Annotated in this window: 16 protein-coding genes; all 16 read right to left on the bottom strand. The window is 74.4% G+C overall.

Annotation, left to right across the window (positions count from 1 at the left end; genetic code table 11):
- Positions 1–60: 60 nt before the first annotated feature.
- Positions 61–726 (bottom strand): response regulator, encoded by a 666-nt coding sequence (locus tag IEZ20_RS06360; RefSeq protein ID WP_189295221.1) that lies wholly within the window; start codon positions 724–726, stop codon positions 61–63.
- Positions 723–2,093 (bottom strand): sensor histidine kinase, encoded by a 1,371-nt coding sequence (locus IEZ20_RS06365; RefSeq protein ID WP_189295223.1) that lies wholly within the window; start codon positions 2,091–2,093, stop codon positions 723–725. Before IEZ20_RS06365 ends, IEZ20_RS06360 begins: the two co-directional genes overlap by 4 nt.
- A 95-nt stretch (positions 2,094–2,188) precedes the next feature.
- Complete coding sequence (locus IEZ20_RS06370; RefSeq protein ID WP_189295225.1) at positions 2,189–2,869, bottom strand: response regulator; 681 nt, start codon at positions 2,867–2,869, stop codon at positions 2,189–2,191.
- Complete coding sequence (locus IEZ20_RS06375; protein WP_229895900.1) at positions 2,866–4,296, bottom strand: sensor histidine kinase; 1,431 nt, start codon at positions 4,294–4,296, stop codon at positions 2,866–2,868. The genes IEZ20_RS06370 and IEZ20_RS06375 overlap by 4 nt, the downstream gene beginning before the upstream one ends.
- A gap of 10 nt (positions 4,297–4,306) precedes the next feature.
- Positions 4,307–5,548 (bottom strand): acyltransferase family protein, encoded by a 1,242-nt coding sequence (locus IEZ20_RS06380; RefSeq protein ID WP_189295227.1) that lies wholly within the window; start codon positions 5,546–5,548, stop codon positions 4,307–4,309.
- Complete coding sequence (locus IEZ20_RS06385; protein ID WP_189295229.1) at positions 5,541–6,632, bottom strand: alpha/beta hydrolase; 1,092 nt, start codon at positions 6,630–6,632, stop codon at positions 5,541–5,543. The genes IEZ20_RS06380 and IEZ20_RS06385 overlap by 8 nt, the downstream gene beginning before the upstream one ends.
- 124 nt (positions 6,633–6,756) lie before the next feature.
- On the bottom strand, positions 6,757–7,662 hold the full coding sequence (locus IEZ20_RS06390) for an alpha/beta hydrolase (RefSeq protein ID WP_189295231.1): 906 nt from the start codon (positions 7,660–7,662) through the stop codon (positions 6,757–6,759).
- 178 nt (positions 7,663–7,840) lie between these two features.
- Positions 7,841–9,049: a kynureninase gene (kynU, locus tag IEZ20_RS06395; protein WP_189295233.1), complete on the bottom strand. Its 1,209-nt coding sequence runs from the start codon at positions 9,047–9,049 to the stop codon at positions 7,841–7,843.
- Positions 9,042–9,890 (bottom strand): tryptophan 2,3-dioxygenase family protein, encoded by an 849-nt coding sequence (locus IEZ20_RS06400; protein WP_189295235.1) that lies wholly within the window; start codon positions 9,888–9,890, stop codon positions 9,042–9,044. The genes kynU and IEZ20_RS06400 overlap by 8 nt, the downstream gene beginning before the upstream one ends.
- A 153-nt stretch (positions 9,891–10,043) precedes the next feature.
- Complete coding sequence (locus tag IEZ20_RS06405; protein ID WP_189295237.1) at positions 10,044–10,457, bottom strand: DUF3151 domain-containing protein; 414 nt, start codon at positions 10,455–10,457, stop codon at positions 10,044–10,046.
- A gap of 79 nt (positions 10,458–10,536) precedes the next feature.
- Positions 10,537–11,991: an MFS transporter gene (locus IEZ20_RS06410; RefSeq protein ID WP_189295239.1), complete on the bottom strand. Its 1,455-nt coding sequence runs from the start codon at positions 11,989–11,991 to the stop codon at positions 10,537–10,539.
- A gap of 66 nt (positions 11,992–12,057) precedes the next feature.
- Entirely contained in the window at positions 12,058–13,080 is a 1,023-nt protein-coding gene (gene fbaA, locus IEZ20_RS06415; RefSeq protein ID WP_189295241.1) for a class II fructose-bisphosphate aldolase, read from the bottom strand.
- 146 nt (positions 13,081–13,226) lie between these two features.
- On the bottom strand, positions 13,227–13,775 hold the full coding sequence (gene pyrE / locus IEZ20_RS06420; RefSeq protein WP_189295242.1) for an orotate phosphoribosyltransferase: 549 nt from the start codon (positions 13,773–13,775) through the stop codon (positions 13,227–13,229).
- Between the two features lie 10 nt (positions 13,776–13,785).
- Complete coding sequence (locus tag IEZ20_RS06425; RefSeq protein ID WP_189295245.1) at positions 13,786–14,574, bottom strand: aldose epimerase family protein; 789 nt, start codon at positions 14,572–14,574, stop codon at positions 13,786–13,788.
- A 71-nt stretch (positions 14,575–14,645) separates the two neighbouring features.
- Positions 14,646–15,509: an SRPBCC family protein gene (locus IEZ20_RS06430; protein WP_189295247.1), complete on the bottom strand. Its 864-nt coding sequence runs from the start codon at positions 15,507–15,509 to the stop codon at positions 14,646–14,648.
- A 123-nt stretch (positions 15,510–15,632) separates the two neighbouring features.
- On the bottom strand, positions 15,633–17,267 hold the full coding sequence (locus IEZ20_RS06435) for a polyamine aminopropyltransferase (RefSeq protein WP_189295249.1): 1,635 nt from the start codon (positions 17,265–17,267) through the stop codon (positions 15,633–15,635).
- Positions 17,268–17,293: the final 26 nt, after the last annotated feature.

Genomic DNA, 17,293 nt, shown 5'->3' on the forward strand with positions numbered 1-17,293 from the left:
ACGGACGGGCACCAGGTGACGGCGGGCTGCCGGTGACGGCGGGCACCCGGTGACGGATGCTCAGCCCGGCGTCACCAGGCGGGCCTCGTACGCGAACACCGCCGCCTGGGTGCGGTCGCGGAGGCCCAGTTTCACGAGGACGCGGCTCACGTGGGTCTTGATCGTCGACTCCGCCACCACCAGGCGGCCGGCTATCTCGGCGTTCGACAGACCCTGGGCGATCAGTATCAGTACCTCCGTCTCGCGTTCCGTCAGTTCCCCGTAGGCCGCCCGGGCCGCCGGCATCAGCCGGGGGGTGTCGGCCAGACGGGAGAACTCCGTGATCAGGCGTCGGGTGACCGAGGGCGCGAGGAGGGCCTCGCCCGCCGCCACCACCCGCACCCCGTCGGCCAGCTGGCGTGCCGAGGCGTCCTTGAGGAGGAAGCCGGAGGCTCCCGCGCGCAGCGCCTGGTACACGTACTCGTCCAGGTCGAACGTGGTCAGCACCAGCACCTTCGCCGTCTCGTCCGCGGCGACGATCTCCCGGGTCGCCTCGATGCCGTTCAGCTCCGGCATGCGGATGTCCATCAGGACGACGTCCGGGGAGAGTTCACGGACCCGGTCCACCGCGTCCCGGCCGTTGACCGCCTCGCCGACCACCTCGATGCCCGGCATCGCGTTCAGCAGCACCGAGAATCCCTCGCGGACCATCATCTGGTCGTCCGCGACCAGTACGCGGATCGTCATGCCTCGCCCTCGATCGCAGCGGTCGCCGCCGGCACCGGCAGGAACACCGTCACCTCGTACCCTCCCTCGGCCGTGGGGGCCGCCGTCATCTCGCCGTTCAGCATCGAGACGCGCTCCCGCATGCCGGTGATGCCGTGCCCGGCCCCGGGAGAGGGCTTCAGCAGGCTCTGTGCCGGGGGCGGGCCGTTGACGACGCGGACACCGAGGCCGCCGAGGACATAGGCGACCTCCACGCGGGCACGCGCGCCCGGTGCGTGCCGCAGGGTGTTGCTCAGCGCCTCCTGCACGATCCGGTACGCCGACAGCTCCACCCCCTGCGGCAGTTCGCGCACCGCACCGGTCACCGCCTTCTCCACCGTCAGGCCGGCCTCGCGCACATTGGCGAGCAGGCCGTCCAGGTCGGCGAGGGTGGGCTGCGGGGCGTCCGGGGCCTCGTGGTTCTCCGCGCGGACCACGCCGAGGACCCGGCGCAGCTCGGTCAGGGCCGCCACCGCGTTCTCCCGGATGGTGGCGAACGCCTTCTCCAGCTCCGGCGGCGGGTTCTCCACGCGGTAGGGCGCTGCCTCCGCCTGGATGGCGACCACCGACATGTGGTGGGCGACCACGTCGTGCAGCTCACGGGCGATCGTGGTGCGCTCCTCCAGCAGGGTGCGCCGCGAACGCTCGTGCTCCGTCACCGTCTGCTGGGCGGTCACGTCCTGCTCGGCCTGCCGGCGTATGTGCCACACCGTGACGACCAGCAGGACCAGCGCGGACACCACCAGCAGCGGGCCCGTGTCGGTGTCGTAGTGCGTGGAGCCGAAGACGGTCTCCGCCCAGAAGCCGTACAGCGCGGTCAGCAGCCACATCCAGGCCGCCGTGCGCGGGCGGGTGCGGATCGCCACGACCGTGAGCACCAGCAGGTGGGAAACGAGACTGCCCGGCAGCCAGGGCCAGCTGCCCCAGTCGCTGCCGAGGACCGAGCTAGCCGCCGTCGCCGCGAACGACAGCCAGAACGCGCCGACCGGACGCACCAGGGTCAGCAGCACCGGGGCCAGGGCGAGCAGCCCGCACAGCACGGCCGGCGGGCCGGCGTCGGCGCCCGTCACGCCCGCGGCCAGCGCCACGACTCCGCCGGCCGCCACCACGGCGTGCGGGGTCCAGGCCGCGTAGGCCCGCAGCCGGCCGGAGAGGTGGCGGGTGAGGGGGCCGTCCGCCGCCGTGCGGGGCAGCGGCCGGTAGGCGAAGGCCTGGTGGAACAGGTCCTGCCACAGCCCGCGCAGGGCGTCCGCCGCCGCGCGGAACTCGGGGCTGCGCGGCGTGTAGGGCTCGAACGCGCCGTCCGGCGGATCCGGCGGCGTCGGCTGCGTCTGGGTCGTTTCGATCACGTGGGAAACGGTAGGTGCGGACCGGACGCGCGGTCGTCCCCTTGGAGAAGGGTCCTGGGACGTCCCTCTCAGGTACTACGGCTCGCCCCCGGAGGTCAGCGGCCTCCGGGGCGGACCACGCCCGACTCGTAGGCGAACACCGCCGCCTGGGTGCGGTCGCGCAGGCCCAGCTTCACCAGGATCCGGCCCACGTGGGTCTTCACGGTCTGCTCGGCCACGACCAGCCGCTCGGCGATCTCCGCGTTCGACAGGCCCTGCGCGATCAGCGCCAGCACCTCCGTCTCCCGCTCGGTGAGGTCGGCCACGCGCCGCTTGAGCGGGGCCCGGCCGCTGCCGTCCAGGCGGGAGAACTCGGCGATGAGCCGGCGGGTGATGCCGGGCGCCAGCAGGGCGTCGCCCGCGGCCACCACCCGCACCGCCTCGGCCAGTTGGTCGGCGGAGGCGTCCTTGAGGAGGAAACCGGAGGCACCGGCCCGCAGTGCGTCGTACACGTACTCGTCCAGGTCGAACGTGGTCAGCACCAGCACCTTGACGGCGGGGTGGTCCTCGGTGATCCGGCTGGTCGCCTCGATGCCGCCCAGCTCCGGCATCCGGATGTCCATCAGCACGACGTCCGGCGCCAGTTCGGCGGCCCGGGCGATCGCGTCCCGGCCGTCGACCGCCTGCCCGACCACCTCGATGTCCGGCTGGGTGTCGAGCAGCACGGTGAAGCCCTGCCGCACCATCTGCTGGTCGTCGGCGATGAGGACCCGGATGCTGCCGGTACCGCTCGTCATGGGCTCTGTTCTCCTGTCGGGGGCTGGTCGGGCGGGTTCGGGGCGATGTCCCCGGGGAGGTGGGCCGTGACGCTGAACCCGCCGCCCGGGGTGCGCTCCGCGAGGACATGTCCGCCGAGCATCGCCGCGCGCTCACGCATGCCGAGCAGCCCGTGTCCGGCGCCCGGGGAGGGCGGGACCGGGCGCTGCGGCGGCGAGTTGGTCACCACCAGGTGCAGGCCGTCCGGGAAGTGCCCGACCTCGACGTGCACCCGGGAACCCGGCGCGTGCCGCAGGGCGTTGCTCAGCGCCTCCTGGATTATTCGGTACGCCGACAGTTCCACGCCCGGGGCGTACGGCCGGACCTCGCCGACGGCCTTCGCGGTCACGTCCAGCCCGGCCGCCCGCGTGTTCTCGACCAGTCCGTCGAGCCGGGCGAGCGTGGGCTGCGGGGCGTCCGGGGCGGCGCCGGTACCGGGAGCGCCCAGGCCGTAGGGGTCCTCGGGGTTCTCGGAACGCAGCACGCCGAGGACCCGGCGCAGTTCGGTGAGCGCCTCCAGCGCGTTGCCGCGGATGCCGGCGAGGTTCTCCAGCAGCTCCTCGGAGGGGTCCTTGACGAGATGGGGGGCCACCTGGGCCTGGATGGAGATCACCGACATGTGGTGGGCGACCACGTCGTGCAGCTCGCGGGCGATCCGGCTGCGCTCCTCCAGCAGGGTGCGGCGGGCCCGTTCCTCGGCGGTGATCGTCGTCTGCTGGACCAGTTCGGTACGGGCCTCCTGGCGGCTGCGCAGGGTGCCGCCGACGGCGGTGGCGATACCGAACAGGGCCACGGCGACCGTGCCGGTGCCGGAGTAGTGCCCCACCGCCGCCCCGACGCGCACGAGGCAGGTGACGACCGTGGTCACGGCGAGCACGGTGAGGGTGCCGCCGAGGCGGACCCGCAGCGCGAGGAGCAGAAGCACGGTCGTGTGGGCCAGCAGCGTCGGCGTCGACCACGGCCAGTCGGGGCCGGAGGCCGGGGCGGACTCCAGGTGCGGGCGGGCGAGCAGGGCGGTGACGGTGGCGGCGGCCAGGGACAACGCCCAGGCCGGGACGGGACGCCGGACGGCCAGGACGATGGCGACGGCCTGGAGCGAGGTGGCGAGGAGGGCGGTGGAGTACTCCAGGTCGTACGACTCGGAGACGTCGACGCCGCCGGCGAGCGCGATGGCCAGCGCCGTCCAGCCGATGAGGAGGTAGGCGAGGAGACGGGCCCAGCGGTACCTGGAGAAGGGCGGCGAGTGGCGGGTGGGGGCCTCGCCCAGCCATCTGCGCAGGCGTCCGCGGCCGGAGGGGGCGCCGTCGGAACCGGGGGCCGGTGTGCGGGTGCCGTCGGACCGGGGGTGACCGCTCTCGGCCGGGACCGGTGCGGGGGTCGGGCTGGGGCTCGGGTCCGCGGGCGTCACAAGGTCAACATTAGGCACGGCGGGGGGATTTCGTCGGCGGGAGGTGGCGGTGGACCACCGGGGAGGGGCGGTTGCGGGGACGGCGCGGGCCCTGCTCGTGGTGGCGGAAGGCAGCCCGGCACACGATCAGCGCCAGGGCGAACAGGGGCAGCCAGGCCAGGCGGTACGCCACCCAGGCCGGCGCGTCGGGCGAGGTGTGCAGGCCGGGCAGGCGGCCGGCCGTGAGACCCGTGGCGGTGGCGGCCATCATGGCCGTCTGGTGCCAGAGGAATATCGTCATCGCCGACAGGTTGACGAGGGCCACCGCCGCCCAGGCGAGCGGGCGGGCCGTCGTGCGGCGCAGCCGGTCGCGCAGCAGGAGCGCCAGTCCGCACTGGGCCAGGCCGAACGTGACGGCCGCCAGCGTCGGGGGGTTCAGGTTGGACACCGCGCCGCCGGGGACGCCGACCATGGACGCCGGGTAGCCCGCCCACCCGACGAGGACCGCGGTGGCCGCCGTACCGCCGAGGAGGAGGGCCCACGCCGAGCGCCGGCCGCGCAGCTCGCCCCGGGCCCAGGCCGCGCCCAGGGTGTAGGGGACCAGCCATCCTGCGGCCAGGTTGGTCCAGCCGAGCCAGGACGGGCCGAGGTGCAGGCCGAAGCGGAGCACGTCCACGTGCAGGACGACGGCGAGCGGCCACAGCGGGTTGAGGCGGGCGACGAGCGGGGTGGCGGCCGTCAGCGCGGCGAAGACCAGCAGGAACCACAGGGGGGACAGCGCGAGTTTCACCAGGGTGTGGATGGTCGCCAGGGGGGTGCCGGTGAGCAGCAGGGCCGTGCCGGCCACCGTCCACAGGGCGAGGAGCGCGGCGACCGGGCGGAGCAGCCGGGTCAGGCGGGCGCGCAGCCACCCGCCGTAGGACTCGCCCCTCGCGCGGGCCGTGGTCAGGCTGCGGGTCGCGACGTGGCCGCCGACCAGGAAGAAGACGGCCAGCGTCTGGAAGAGCCAGGAGACCGGGGCCAGCCAGGGCATGTGCTGCAACGGGCTGGCCGTGTGCAGACCGCCGTCCTCCGCGACCAGGGCGGTGACCAGCCAGTGGCCGAGGACGACACCGAGGATCGCCACGGCCCGCAGGGCGTCGACGGCGCGGTCGCGGGAGGCGGGCGTGGCGGCGTCCACGCGGCGGGCGGCGTGACGGAGCGCGTGCAGGGCACGGCGCGGGGCGCGGGTGGGGGCGTGCGGGGCGCGGGTGCGCGGGGACGGCTCAGCCACGGGTTACCTCCCGGGGGTGGTCGAGGGTGATCCGGGCGAGGTTGGCCAGGGAGGCCGAGCCCGGGGTGAAGTAGCCGCTGTGGTCGGCGTCGGCCGCGTCGAAGACCCGGGCGCCGAAGGCGGTGGAGACGGGGTCGGTGCCGAAGCCGACGGTGGTGCCGAAGAGGCCGGCGCGGACGTGCGGGACGTCCGCCACCCAGTCGTCGCCGCCGCGGGCCGCCCAGACACGGGCGCGGGTGCGGAGCGCGGCGACGGAGTCCGCGCCGGTGCCGGGGCTGCCGACGAGGGCCATGTCGTCCGCGTCCAGGCCGGGGGCGGCCCGGCCGCAGACCACCGAGCCGTAGGAGTGGCAGAGCACGGAGAGGTGCGTTCCGGCGGGGGCCAGGGTGCGCAGCCGGCGTACGAAGGCGCGCAGCCGGGGGGCGGCCTCGTCGGCACGGGTGGTGGTGGTCACCGTGGTGCTGACCGTGGCCGGGGTGTCGTAGCCGAGCCAGGCGATGACGGCGAGGCGGGGAGCGGGTTCGTGGGCGGGGCCGGTGCGGTGGGTGAGGTGGGTGTACAGGGCCGCGGCGGCCCGGTGGAAGCGGGTGTAGGTGTCGAGGGTGGTGTCCGAGCCGGGGACCAGGACCGCGATGTGCTCGGCGCGGGTGAGGTCGCCGAGGACCTCGGTGGCCTGGCCGGTGCCTCGGCCGTCGAAGGCGAGGAGGTGGCGGGACGGGGCGGCCAGGGCGCGGTCCGCCGCGGCGCGGTGCGCGTCGCCGTGGACGGCGGCCATGCGGGCCGCCTCGCCGGCGTTCCTCCGGTTCGCCTGGTACGCGGAGGGGAGGGTGGACGGGGTGAGGGGGGCGGTGAGGGTCGCGGGGCGGGGCGCGGGGATCCGGGGCCGGGCCGCGCCGGCGAGGGGGGTGACGATGGCGGCGGTGAGGAGGGCGGACAGGAGCGCTCGGCGCAGCCGGGTGGTTCGGGGGCGGGGCCGAGGCGGTCGCGGAGAGGGTGCCGGTGCTCGGCGCGCTGCCGTACCGGAGCGCGGCGGGAGCAACGCCGAGCGGTGTCGGGTCGTACCGGTTCGCTGGGCGTACCCCATGGTCGGCTTCCTTTCCGCTGCCCGGCCATCGGGCGTGACGGGAAAGGAAATTACGGAGCGGGAGCGGTCGCCGGCGTCCCGCCAGGGAGCTGTTCCGGCGAGTAGCTCTCAGGTATTACGGGTATCACCGGGCCAGTTGGGCGATCTCCTCCGCCGCCACCGCACACGCGTCGGCCGCCGGGTCGATCAGCGGGAAGTGGCCCACGTCCTCCAGCAGGGTCAGCCCGACCATCTCCCCCGCCTTCGCGGCCGCCTCCGCGTACGACTCGGCCACCTGCTGCGGCACCACCAGGTCGGTGCGGCCCTGGACGAGGGTCGTCGCGATGCCCGTCGGCAGCAGCAGCGCCGGGTCCGCGTACGGGCGGCGCGCGGCGAAGTGGTCCTGTCCGCCCAGGAGTTGCAGCGACGCGTGCACGCAGACCTCCAGTTTCTCCGCGACCTCGAAGTCCGCGATCGGCGCGAGTGCGACGACACCGCGCAGCGGCGCCGGGCCGTCCGTGCGCCAGGGGGCGTCCGCGGGGAGGACATGGCGGGCCGCCGCCCACAGGGCCAGGTGACCACCCGCCGAGTGGCCGGTCAGGACCGTACGCCGGGGATCCGCCTGCGGCAGCGCCTCGCCGACCAGGGCCGGAAGGGCGTCCAGCGCCGCCGCGACGTCGTCGAGGGTGTCGGGCCAGCGACCGGCCGGCGGCGTGCCACCGGACCCCTCAGCCCCCTCGGCACCCGCGGCGCCCTCATCACCGCCCCGTCTGTACTCCACGTTCGCCACCGCGAACCCCCTGCGCGCCAGATAGTCCGCGAAGGGCGTGATGTGGCGGCGGTCGTAGCGGGCGCGCCAGGCGCCGCCGTGGAGGACCACCACCAGCGGGACGGGCGACGTGGAGTCCGGGCCGGGGCGGGGAGCGTAGAAGTCGATCACCTGGTCGGGGTGGTCACCGTACGCGGCCGTGACGTCGGGGTCGACCGGGGAGTGCGAGAAGGCCGACTCCTCTTCGGCGGCGGCGCGGGCTGCTGCGGCGTCGTCCGGCATGCTCCAACCTCTCAGGGAAGAAACGGGTTTGACGGACCAGGTGGTTAATCGGCCGTTGGCCGGGACGGTACCAGGCCGGTGACGTGCGGGGATACGGGGATGTCACGCACGGTGAGGATCAAACGGTCCTTTGGGGCGGGATGCGCGGGGCCCGGCGCGGGGCCCCGCACCCCCGGCGCTAAGCCAGCTCCTCCCCCAGCACCCGCGCCGCCCGCTCCACGTCCCGGAAGCCCACGTACAGCGGGGTGAAGCCGAAGCGGAGGACGTCGGGGTGGCGGAAGTCGCCCACCACGCCCCGGGCGATCAGGCGCTTCATCACCTCGCCCGCGTCCGCGCAGCGCAGCGCGATCTGGCTGCCCCGCTCCGCGTGCCGCTCCGGTGTCACGCACTCCACCCGGCCGGGCTCGGTGTACTCGGCCACGCACCGCAGGAAGAAGTCCGTCAGCGCGAGGGACTTGGCGCGCACGGCGGTGAGGGACACCCCGTCCCAGACGTCGAGGGCGGCGTCCAGAGCCAGCAGGGAGAGGATGTCCGGCGTGCCGACCCGGCCGCGCACCGCGCCCGGCGCCGGCGTGTAGGCCGGGCTCATGCCGAAGGGCTCGGCGTGCGAGTTCCAGCCGGGCAGCGGAGAGTCGAAGCGGTCCTGCAGCTCACGGCGCACGTACAGGTACGCCGGTGAACCCGGGCCGCCGTTCAGGTACTTGTAGGTGCAGCCGACCGCGAGGTCCACGCCGTGCTCGTCCAGGCCGACCGGCAGCGCGCCCGCGCTGTGGCACAGGTCCCAGACCGCGAGGGCGCCGGCCGCGTGGACCGCCGCGGTGAGACCGGGGAGGTCGTGCAGCCGGCCGGTGCGGTAGTCGACGTGGTTCAGCAGCACGGCGGCCGTGCGGTCGCCCAGCACCGCCGGCACCTCGGCCGGGGTCACCGGGCGCAGGGTGCGGCCGGTGAGCCGGGCCGCCGACTCGGCGATGTACCCGTCCGTGGGGAAGGTCGTCGCGTCCACCAGGAGTTCGTCGCGGCCGGCGTCCGCCATGCGGATCGCGGCCACGAGCGCCTTGAAGACGTTGACGCTGGTGGAGTCGCCGACGACGACCTGGCCGGGCGCCGCGCCGACCAGCGGGGCGATCCGGTCGCCGATCCGCTCGGGCGCCGTCCACCAGCCGCTCTCCTCCCAGGAGCGGATCCGCAGTTCGCCCCACTGGCGACGGATGACGTCCGCCACCCGGTCCGGGACGTTCGCGGGGAGGGCGCCCAGGGAGTTGCCGTCCAGGTAGACCGCGGCGTCGGCCGCGTCGTCGGACGCGGTGCCGAGGACGAAGCGGTCCCGCAGGGGCGCCAGTTCGTCGGACGCGTCCAGTTTCCGCGCGAGCAGGGGCAGCTCAGACATGGGACCTCGCCGTCCACAGCTCGGGGAACACGTTCTTGCGGGCGCGCTTCTCCAGCCAGGCCACACCGGCGGAGCCGCCGGTGCCGGCCTTTGCGCCCATCGCGCGCCGGGTGGCGACCAGGTGGTCGTTGCGCCAGCGCCAGACCAGTTCGGCGACGTCGGTGAGCGCCTCGCCGAGCCGGGCGAGTTCGTCGCTCTCGTCGCCCGCGTAGACGGCGGTCCAGGCGGCCTCCACGGCCTCCGACGGCTCGTAGCGCTGGGAGACGTCCCGGCGCAGCACGGTGTCGGGGACGGCGTGGCCGCGGCGCGCGAGGAGCCGTACCACCTCGTCGTACAGGCTCGGCTCGTGCAGCGCCTTCTCCAGCTCCGCGTGGACGCGCGGGGCGCCGCGGTGCGGTACGAGCATGGACGCGGACTTCTCCCCGAGCAGGAACTCCAGGCGCCGGTACATCGCCGACTGGAAGCCGGAGCCCTCGCCGAGCGCGCTGCGGTACGCGTTGAACTGCGCCGGGGTCAGCTGGCCGAGCGGCTTCCAGGAGGCGTTCAGGGCCTCCAGTTCCCGCACCGAGCGCTTCAGCGCGGCGATGGCGGTGGGTACGTCGTCCGAGCGGAGCGCCTGCGCGGCGGTCTCCCACTCGTGCACGATGACCGTGAACCACAGCTCCATGACCTGGGTGGTCACCAGGAAGACCATCTCTCCGGGGTCGTCGGAGAGGGGGTGCTGGAGGTGGGTGAGGACGTCCGCCTTGACGTAGTCCTCGTACGGCGTCGTCCCCGCGAAATCGAGATTCGGGGTCTCGGGCTCAGCGGCCTCAGGAAGGGGGTGAGCCTGTTGGGACATCGCTGTCTCCTGTTGTTACTCCGGGTAGCGGTCCGCCCCTGCCGATGCCGGCACGGGGGCCCCGGTCCCCACCCCGCAATCCTCCGCAAAGCCCCGGGGTACGGCAAGGCCCGCCTGCTGCCAGACGGGCCACACCGGTGACTTCCCTCCGGGTCAGCCCAGGGTCTGGGCCGCCGTCGGCGAGGAGTCCTTCAGGAACTGCGTGCAGCGCTCGTACTCGTCCTGCTCCCCGATCGCCTGCGCGGCGCGGGCGAGGGCGTGCAGGGCGCGCAGGAAGCCACGGTTCGGCTCGTGCTCCCACGGGACCGGGCCGTGTCCCTTCCACCCGCTGCGGCGCAGGGCGTCCAGGCCGCGGTGGTAGCCCGTACGGGCGTACGCGTACGACTCCACGACCGCGCCCCGCTCGAACGCGTCGTCCGCCAGCTGCGCCCAGGCGAGGGAGGACGTGGGGTGCTTGGCGGCGACGTCCGCGGGCGCGGTGCCGCCCGCGAGCGCCTGCCGGGGCTCCGGGTCGTCGGGGAGGTGGGTGGGGGGCGGACCGCCGAGGAGGTTCTCGTGAATCGTCATGGGTTCAGTCTCGCGCACCGGGGCGTACGGGGCGTGCCCGGTGCGGGTGCGGTGGGCCGGGCGGCACGGCTGCCCGCGGTTACGCCCGCCGGTCGGGCTCCAGCGGCGGAGCCGTCACGTTGCCGTGCGTCCGGCACTCCGGGTGACGGCAGCCCGGGGGCGGGCGGCGGACCAGGGTGAAGGCCAGGGCCGAGCCCAGCAGCAGCGTCCCCGCGCAGATCGGCATCGCCCGGTCGAACGCCGCGTCGAACGCCGTGGCCGACCGGTACGCGTCCGGGCCCATGCCCGCCAGGAGCGGGAGGGCGGCCACCGCGACCAGGCCCGCCGCACGGGCCGCCGCGTTGTTGATGCCGCTGGCCAGGCCCGCCCGGGCGGTGTCGACCGAGGCGAGGACGGTGGCCGTCAGGGGCGCCACCAGCGTGACCATGCCGGCGCCCATCACCAGCAGGGCGGGGAGGACGTCCGTCGGATAGTCGGCGCCGGCACCCACGCGCAGCATCAGCAGCATCGCCGCCGCGCACAGCAGCGGCCCGACCGTCAGCGGCAGGCGCGGGCCCGTGCGGTCGGCGAGGGCGCCGGAGCGGGAGGAGAACAGCAGCATCAGGGCCGTGGTGGGGAGGAGGGCCGTACCGGCGGCCAGGGGCGAGTAGCCCACCACCACCTGGAGTTGGAGGGCGGTGAGGAAGAAGAAGCCGCCGAAGGCCGCGTAGACGCACAGGGTGACCAGGTTGACGGCCGTGAACTGCCGTGAGGCGAAGATGCCCGGCGGGAGCATCGGGTCGGGGCGGTGCCGCTCCACCCGGACGAAGGCCAGCGCCGACGCCAGGCCCGCCGCCGCCGTCAGGGCCACCGCCAGGGAGCCGGCGCGGGCCTCGATGAGCGCGTACGTCAGGAGGGCGAGGGCCAGGGCGCCGAGGGCCGCGCCGAGGACGTCGAAGCGGCCGTGGGCGCGCTCGTCCGCCGACTCCGGTACGTGCCGCAGGGCGACCGGTACGCACAGCAGGGCCAGCGGCACGTTCAGCAGGAACACCCAGCGCCAGCCGGGTCCGGTCACCAGCCAGCCGCCGAGGAAGGGGCCGACGGCGGCGCCGATCCCGCCGAAGCCGGACCACAGGCCGACCGCCCGGCTGCGGTCGTCGGGGTGGAAGGACGCCTGGATGAGCGCGAGCGAGCCGGGCGTGAGGAGGGCGCCGCCGACGCCCTGCAGCGCCCGGGCGGCGATCAGCATGACGGCGTTCACCGCGAGCCCGCACAGCAGGGAGGCGGCGGCGAACCAGACCACGCCGAGGAGGAAGACCTTCCGGCGGCCGTAGCGGTCGCCGAGGGAGCCGCCCAGCAGGATCAGGCCGGCCAGCGTGACCATGTACGCGTTGACCGTCCACTGGAGGGCGGCGAGGTCCGTGTCCAGGTCGCGGCCGATGCGCGGCAGGGCGACGTTGACGACGGTGGAGTCCAGCATCGCCATGCCGGAGCCGAGGACCGTGGTGAACAGGGTCCACCTGCCCTGGGGCGAGGCCAGCCGGACGTCGGGCATGCCCCCAGGTATACAGCGGGCCCGGCGGCATGGACAGCCGCCGGGCCCGTCGCAGCGCCGTGGCGCTTACTTGATCTTGTTGCCCGCCGAGCGCAGGTTCTGCGTGGCCTGGACGACGCGCGCGGCCATGCTCGCCTCGGCCAGCTTGCCCCAGGTGCGCGGGTCGTAGGCCTTCTTGTTGCCGACCTCGCCGTCGACCTTCAGGACGCCGTCGTAGTTCTGGAACATGTGGGCGGCGACCGGACGGGTGAAGGCGTACTGGGTGTCCGTGTCGAGGTTCATCTTCACGACGCCGTTCTCCAGCGCGGTGAGGATCTCCTCCTCGGTGGAGCCGGAGCCGCCGTGGAAGACGAAGTCGAACGGGGACTGCTTGCCGAACTTGGCGGCGACGCCGTCGTTCAGCTCCTTCAGCAGGTCGGGGCGGAGCACGACGTTGCCCGGCTTGTACACGCCGTGCACGTTGCCGAAGGAGGCGGCCAGCAGGTAGCGGCCCTTCTCGCCCAGGCCCAGGGCCTCGGCGGTGCGGATCGCGTCGTCGACGGTGGTGTACAGCTCGTCGTTGATCTCGTGGGAGACGCCGTCCTCCTCGCCGCCGGTCGGGGTGATCTCGACCTCAAGGATGATCTTGGCGGCGCGGGCCTGCTCCAGCAGCTCCTGGGCGATCGCCAGGTTGTCGGCGAGGGTCTCCGCCGAGCCGTCCCACATGTGGGACTGGAACAGCGGGTTGAGACCGGCGTCGACGCGCTTCTTGGAGAGCGCCAGCAGCGGACGCACGTACCCGTCCAGCTTGTCCTTCGGGCAGTGGTCGGTGTGCAGCGCGATGTTGACCGGGTACTTCTCGGCGACGATGTGCGCGAACTCGGCGAGCGCGACCGCGCCGGTGACCATGTCCTTGCTGTACTGACCGCCGAGGAACTCGGCGCCACCCGTGGAGATCTGGACGATGCCGTCGCTCTCGGCCTCCGCGAAGCCGCGCAGGGCGGCGTGCAGGGTCTGGGTCGAGGTGACGTTGATGGCCGGGTAGGCGAACTTGCCTGCCTTCGCCCGGTCGAGCATCTCGTTGTAGACCTCGGGGGTTGCGATGGGCATCTGTCCGCTCCTTGTGTTGCGGGTAGGGGTTACGCGTACGGCCCTGACCTAGACCTGCTGGGGGTTCGACGTCGTCGTCGAGCACATCTTTCCAGACGAGGGGGCGCCCGTCGGCGCCCCGGTCAAGTCCAGGTCACACCGCGTCGTCAGTCCAGACCCAGTTCATCCTTCGAGAAGGCGAACCGGTAGGAAACGCCCGCGCCGGACTCGATCTTCTCGGCGGCGCCGGTCGCGCGGTCCACGATGGTGGCGACGGCGACGACCTCGGCACCGGCCTCGCGGACGGCCTCCACGGCGGTCAGCGGGGAACCGCCGGTGGTGGAGGTGTCCTCGACGACCAGCACGCGGCGTCCGGCGATGTCGGGGCCCTCGACCCGGCGCTGGAGCCCGTGCGCCTTGGCCGCCTTGCGGACGACGAACGCGTCCAGCCGCCGCCCGCGCGCGGCGGCGGCGTGCAGCATGGCGGCGGCGACCGGGTCGGCGCCCATGGTGAGCCCGCCGACCGCGTCGAACTCCAGGTCGGCGGTCAGGTCCAGCAGGACCTGGCCGACCAGCGGGGCGGCCTCGCCGTCGAGGGTGACGCGGCGCAGGTCGACGTAGTAGTCGGCCTCCAGACCGGAGGAGAGGGTCACCTTGCCGTGCACCACGGCCTTGTCCTTGATCTGCTGCAGCAGCGCGCCGCGTACGTCCGTCATGCCGACCAGCTTAGAGCCGTCGCCAGCTCCAGGTGGTCGTCGCCTCCAGCGGCTCCAGCGGGGTGACCAGGCGCGGGAGGGTGTTCAGCCCGTTCGGCGGACCGGTCTGCGGTTCGACGCAGACGGCCTCGGCCTGCTCGTCGTAGACCACCACCCACTCCTCGCGGCTGGTCACCTTCAGCTCCAGCTGCCCGGGCCAGGTGAGGGTGACGTCGACGCCGCCGGGCATGCCGAAGCAGTCGTCCCAGGGGCCGGGCCGCGGGTCGATCCGGTTGCCGGTGGGCAGGTGGTCGGCGCCGCGCTCCTCCTGCCAGGCGGGCTTGAAGTCCAGCCGGACGTCCTCGCCGCCGAGGTTGCGGTGGAACCAGGGGTGCCAGCCGAGCTGGGCCGGGAAGGAGTCGTCGTACGTCTCGACGGACATCGTCAGCGTCAGGGCGTCCTCGGCGAGCGCGACGACCTGGGTGACGCGGCCGGGGTGCGGCCAGGGGTCGGTCAGCTCGTACGTGATCACCGCCTCGTTCTCCGTGACGCGCGCGGTGCGCCACGCACCGTCGCGTGCCGTGCCGTGGATGGCGTGCGGCGGGGAGTTCAGCGGCATCCGGCGGACGGTTCCGCCGTCCAGGAAGCGGCCCTCCCGGATCCGGCCGCACCAGGGCACCATCGGGAAGCAGCCGTAGCGGGGCCCTTGCCGCAGCAGTTCCAGGGAGCCGGCCTTGAGGCTGCCGATACGGCCGCCGGCTGCCGGGCTGACACGTACTTCCGCCTCGCCCGCGGTCAGCGTGATGTCTTCGTTACTCACGGGACGACAGTACTGGGGTCGGGCCCGGTTGGGGGCGGGGCCGGTGGGGCGGGTCCGGTGAGGGCGTCCCGTCAGCGGCGCCTGCGCAGGGCCCGGCTCACGACGATCGCGGAGGCCAGCGCCAGCGCCGCCGCCGGTGCCGCCCAGCGCAGGGCCGTGCTGCCGGCGACGGTCTGCGGGGCCGGTACGGGGGCGTAGCGGCCGCGGGGCGGGGCGTGGTCGACCTCCTCGGCGCTGCGGCCGATCATCGTGCGGCGCGCGTGCGCGGCCTCGGCGGGGGGATCACCGGTGTCGGTGAACCCCCGGTCCAGGGACGGCGGGGGGACCTCGGTCTCGAAGACGGAGGGGTGGGGGGTGCCGGCGCCGCTCACGGCATCGCCGCCGGCGTCGGCGTCGGCGTCGGCGTCGGCGTCGGCGTCGGCATCCGTCTCGGCGTCGGCGTCGGCGTCGGCGTCGGCGTCGGCATCCGTCTCGGCGTCGGCGTCGGCGTCGGCGGGAGGCGTCTGCTGCTCGTCGCCGTTCGCCGCCAGGGCCTCCAGGAACCGGTTCAGCAGCCTCGTCGCCGCCGCGGTCACCGTCTCCTCCGGCAGTTCCGCGATCCGGCCGGTCGCGTCCGCCGTGCCCTCGGCCGTGACGGTGCAGCCGCCCTCGGTGTCCGTGAGGCGCAGGGTCAGGGAGAACGTGACCGAGCCGGTGCCGCGGGCCTCGGTGGCGTCGGCCTCGACGGCGTAGCCGCCGTCCTCGCGGGGCGTGACGTGTGCCGTGCCCCGGTAGGTGACGGAGTGTCCGCCGACGCGGAGTTTCAGCCGGCCGGTGATCGGTTCGGCACCGGCGTCCTGTTGCAGGCCGGGGACGGCGCGGGCCACGCGGGCCTGGTCGGCCAGAGCGGTCCGGAGCTGTTCGGCGGGGGCCGGGAGGAAGACCTGGTGCTCCATGGTGCGGGAGCCTACCCAGTTGCGGCCGGAACTCACCCGGGCGACTCGGTCGGCCGGGAAGGCGGACCGGAAGGCGATCGGGAAGCAGACGGGAGCGCGGACGGAAAGGCGGGCGGAAACCCCTCAGTACCGCGGATGCACCAGCGTCGACGCCGCCAGCCCCGCCACCCGCGTCCCCTCCGCCGCCCGCGCGTCCGCCGTCAGCTGCCCCTGCGTCAACGTCCCGGAGCGGTCGCGGGGCACCCGCAGGTCCGGCGGTGTGGTCCCCGGCGCCGCCAGCAGGAATCCCCAGTCCCGGGGTGCCCGGGAGGTGTCCGTCGAGCGGTCGGGGCCGGCCGCGAAACCGGAGTCGTGGCCGAGGACGCGGTAGGGGGAGACGGAGAAACCGGCGGTGCGGAGGGTCGCGGCGACGGTCCAGAAGGCGCGGGGGCGGGTGGTGACGGGTCCGGCGTGCACCACGAGGCGGCCGTTCCGGGTGAGGACCCGGCGGGCCAGGCCGTAGAACTCCTGGGAGTACAGCTTGGTGCTGGCGGTGATGCCGGGATCGGGGAGGTCGGCGATCACGACGTCGTACGCCGGTCCGCGCGCCGCCCGCAGCCAGGCGAGCGCGTCGGCGGTGGTGACGTGCACGCGCGGGTCGGCGAGGGCGTGCCCGTTGGCGGCGGACAGGCCGGGGTCGCGGCGGGCCAGGTCGACCAGGCCGGGGTCCAGTTCGACGACGTCCACGCGGCGCACCCCACGGTGGCGCAGCACCTCGCGGGCGGCGAGGCCGTCGCCGCCGCCGAGGACGAGGACGCGCGCGTGCGGGCCGGTCAGGGCGGGCCGGACCAGGGCCTCGTGGTAGCGGTGTGCGTCGCGGCCGCCGACGCGGAGGCGGCCGTCGAGGAAGAGGTCGAGGGGGCGTCCGCCGGTGCCGCCGGAGAGGACCACCTCCTGCACGTCGGTCTGCACGGCCACCCGGACGTCCGGTCCGTACACGGCGTGCCGGGCGGCGCGTTCGAAGTCGCCGGCGAGGGCGGCGGCGGAGGCGAGGACACCGAGGACGGCGAGGCCGGCCAGGCCGAGGGTCCAGCGGGCGCGGCGGGTGAGGTCGCGGCGGAAGAGGCCGAGGACCAGGGCGCCGCCCGCGACGACGTTGACCGTCCCGGTCAGCAGGGCGCCCGTCAACTGGCCGAGGAAGGGCAGGAGGAGGAAGGGGAAGGCGAGGCCGCCGACGAGCGCGCCGACGTAGTCCGCGGCGAACAGGTCGGCCACCGCGCCGCCCGCGTCCTGCCGGCGGATGCGCTGGATCAGCTCCATGAGCAGGGGGACCTCGGCGCCGATGAGCAGACCGATGGCGAGGGAGAAGGCGACCAGCAGGCAGCGCGGCCCGTCGGCCCACATCCCGCCCCATCCGGCGGTCCAGGCGAAGACGGCGTACAGGGCCATGGCGCTGCACCCGCCGACCAGGGCGAGGACGGACTCCACCGCGCCGAATCCGGCCGCCGCGTGCCAGCGCAGCCGTTTGGCGCCGAGGGAGCCGATGCCCATCGCGAACACCATCACGGACAGCACCACGGAGGCCTGGGTGACCGAGTCGCCGATCAAGTAGGAGGCGAACGCGACGAGTTCGAGTTCGTACACGAGTCCGCAGGCGGCGCAGACGAAGACGCAGACGAGGACCAGGAACCGCCCGGTGCCGGGCCGGACGGGCAGCCGTGCGGGGCCTGTCCGGGAGGGCGGGGCGCCCGGGGGCGCGGGGGCGTGCGGTTCGATCACTCTGCGACGTTACGTCACACACACGG

The organism is Streptomyces cinerochromogenes, assembly GCF_014648635.1.
In the GTDB taxonomy this organism is placed as follows: Bacteria; Actinomycetota; Actinomycetes; order Streptomycetales; family Streptomycetaceae; genus Streptomyces; species Streptomyces cinerochromogenes.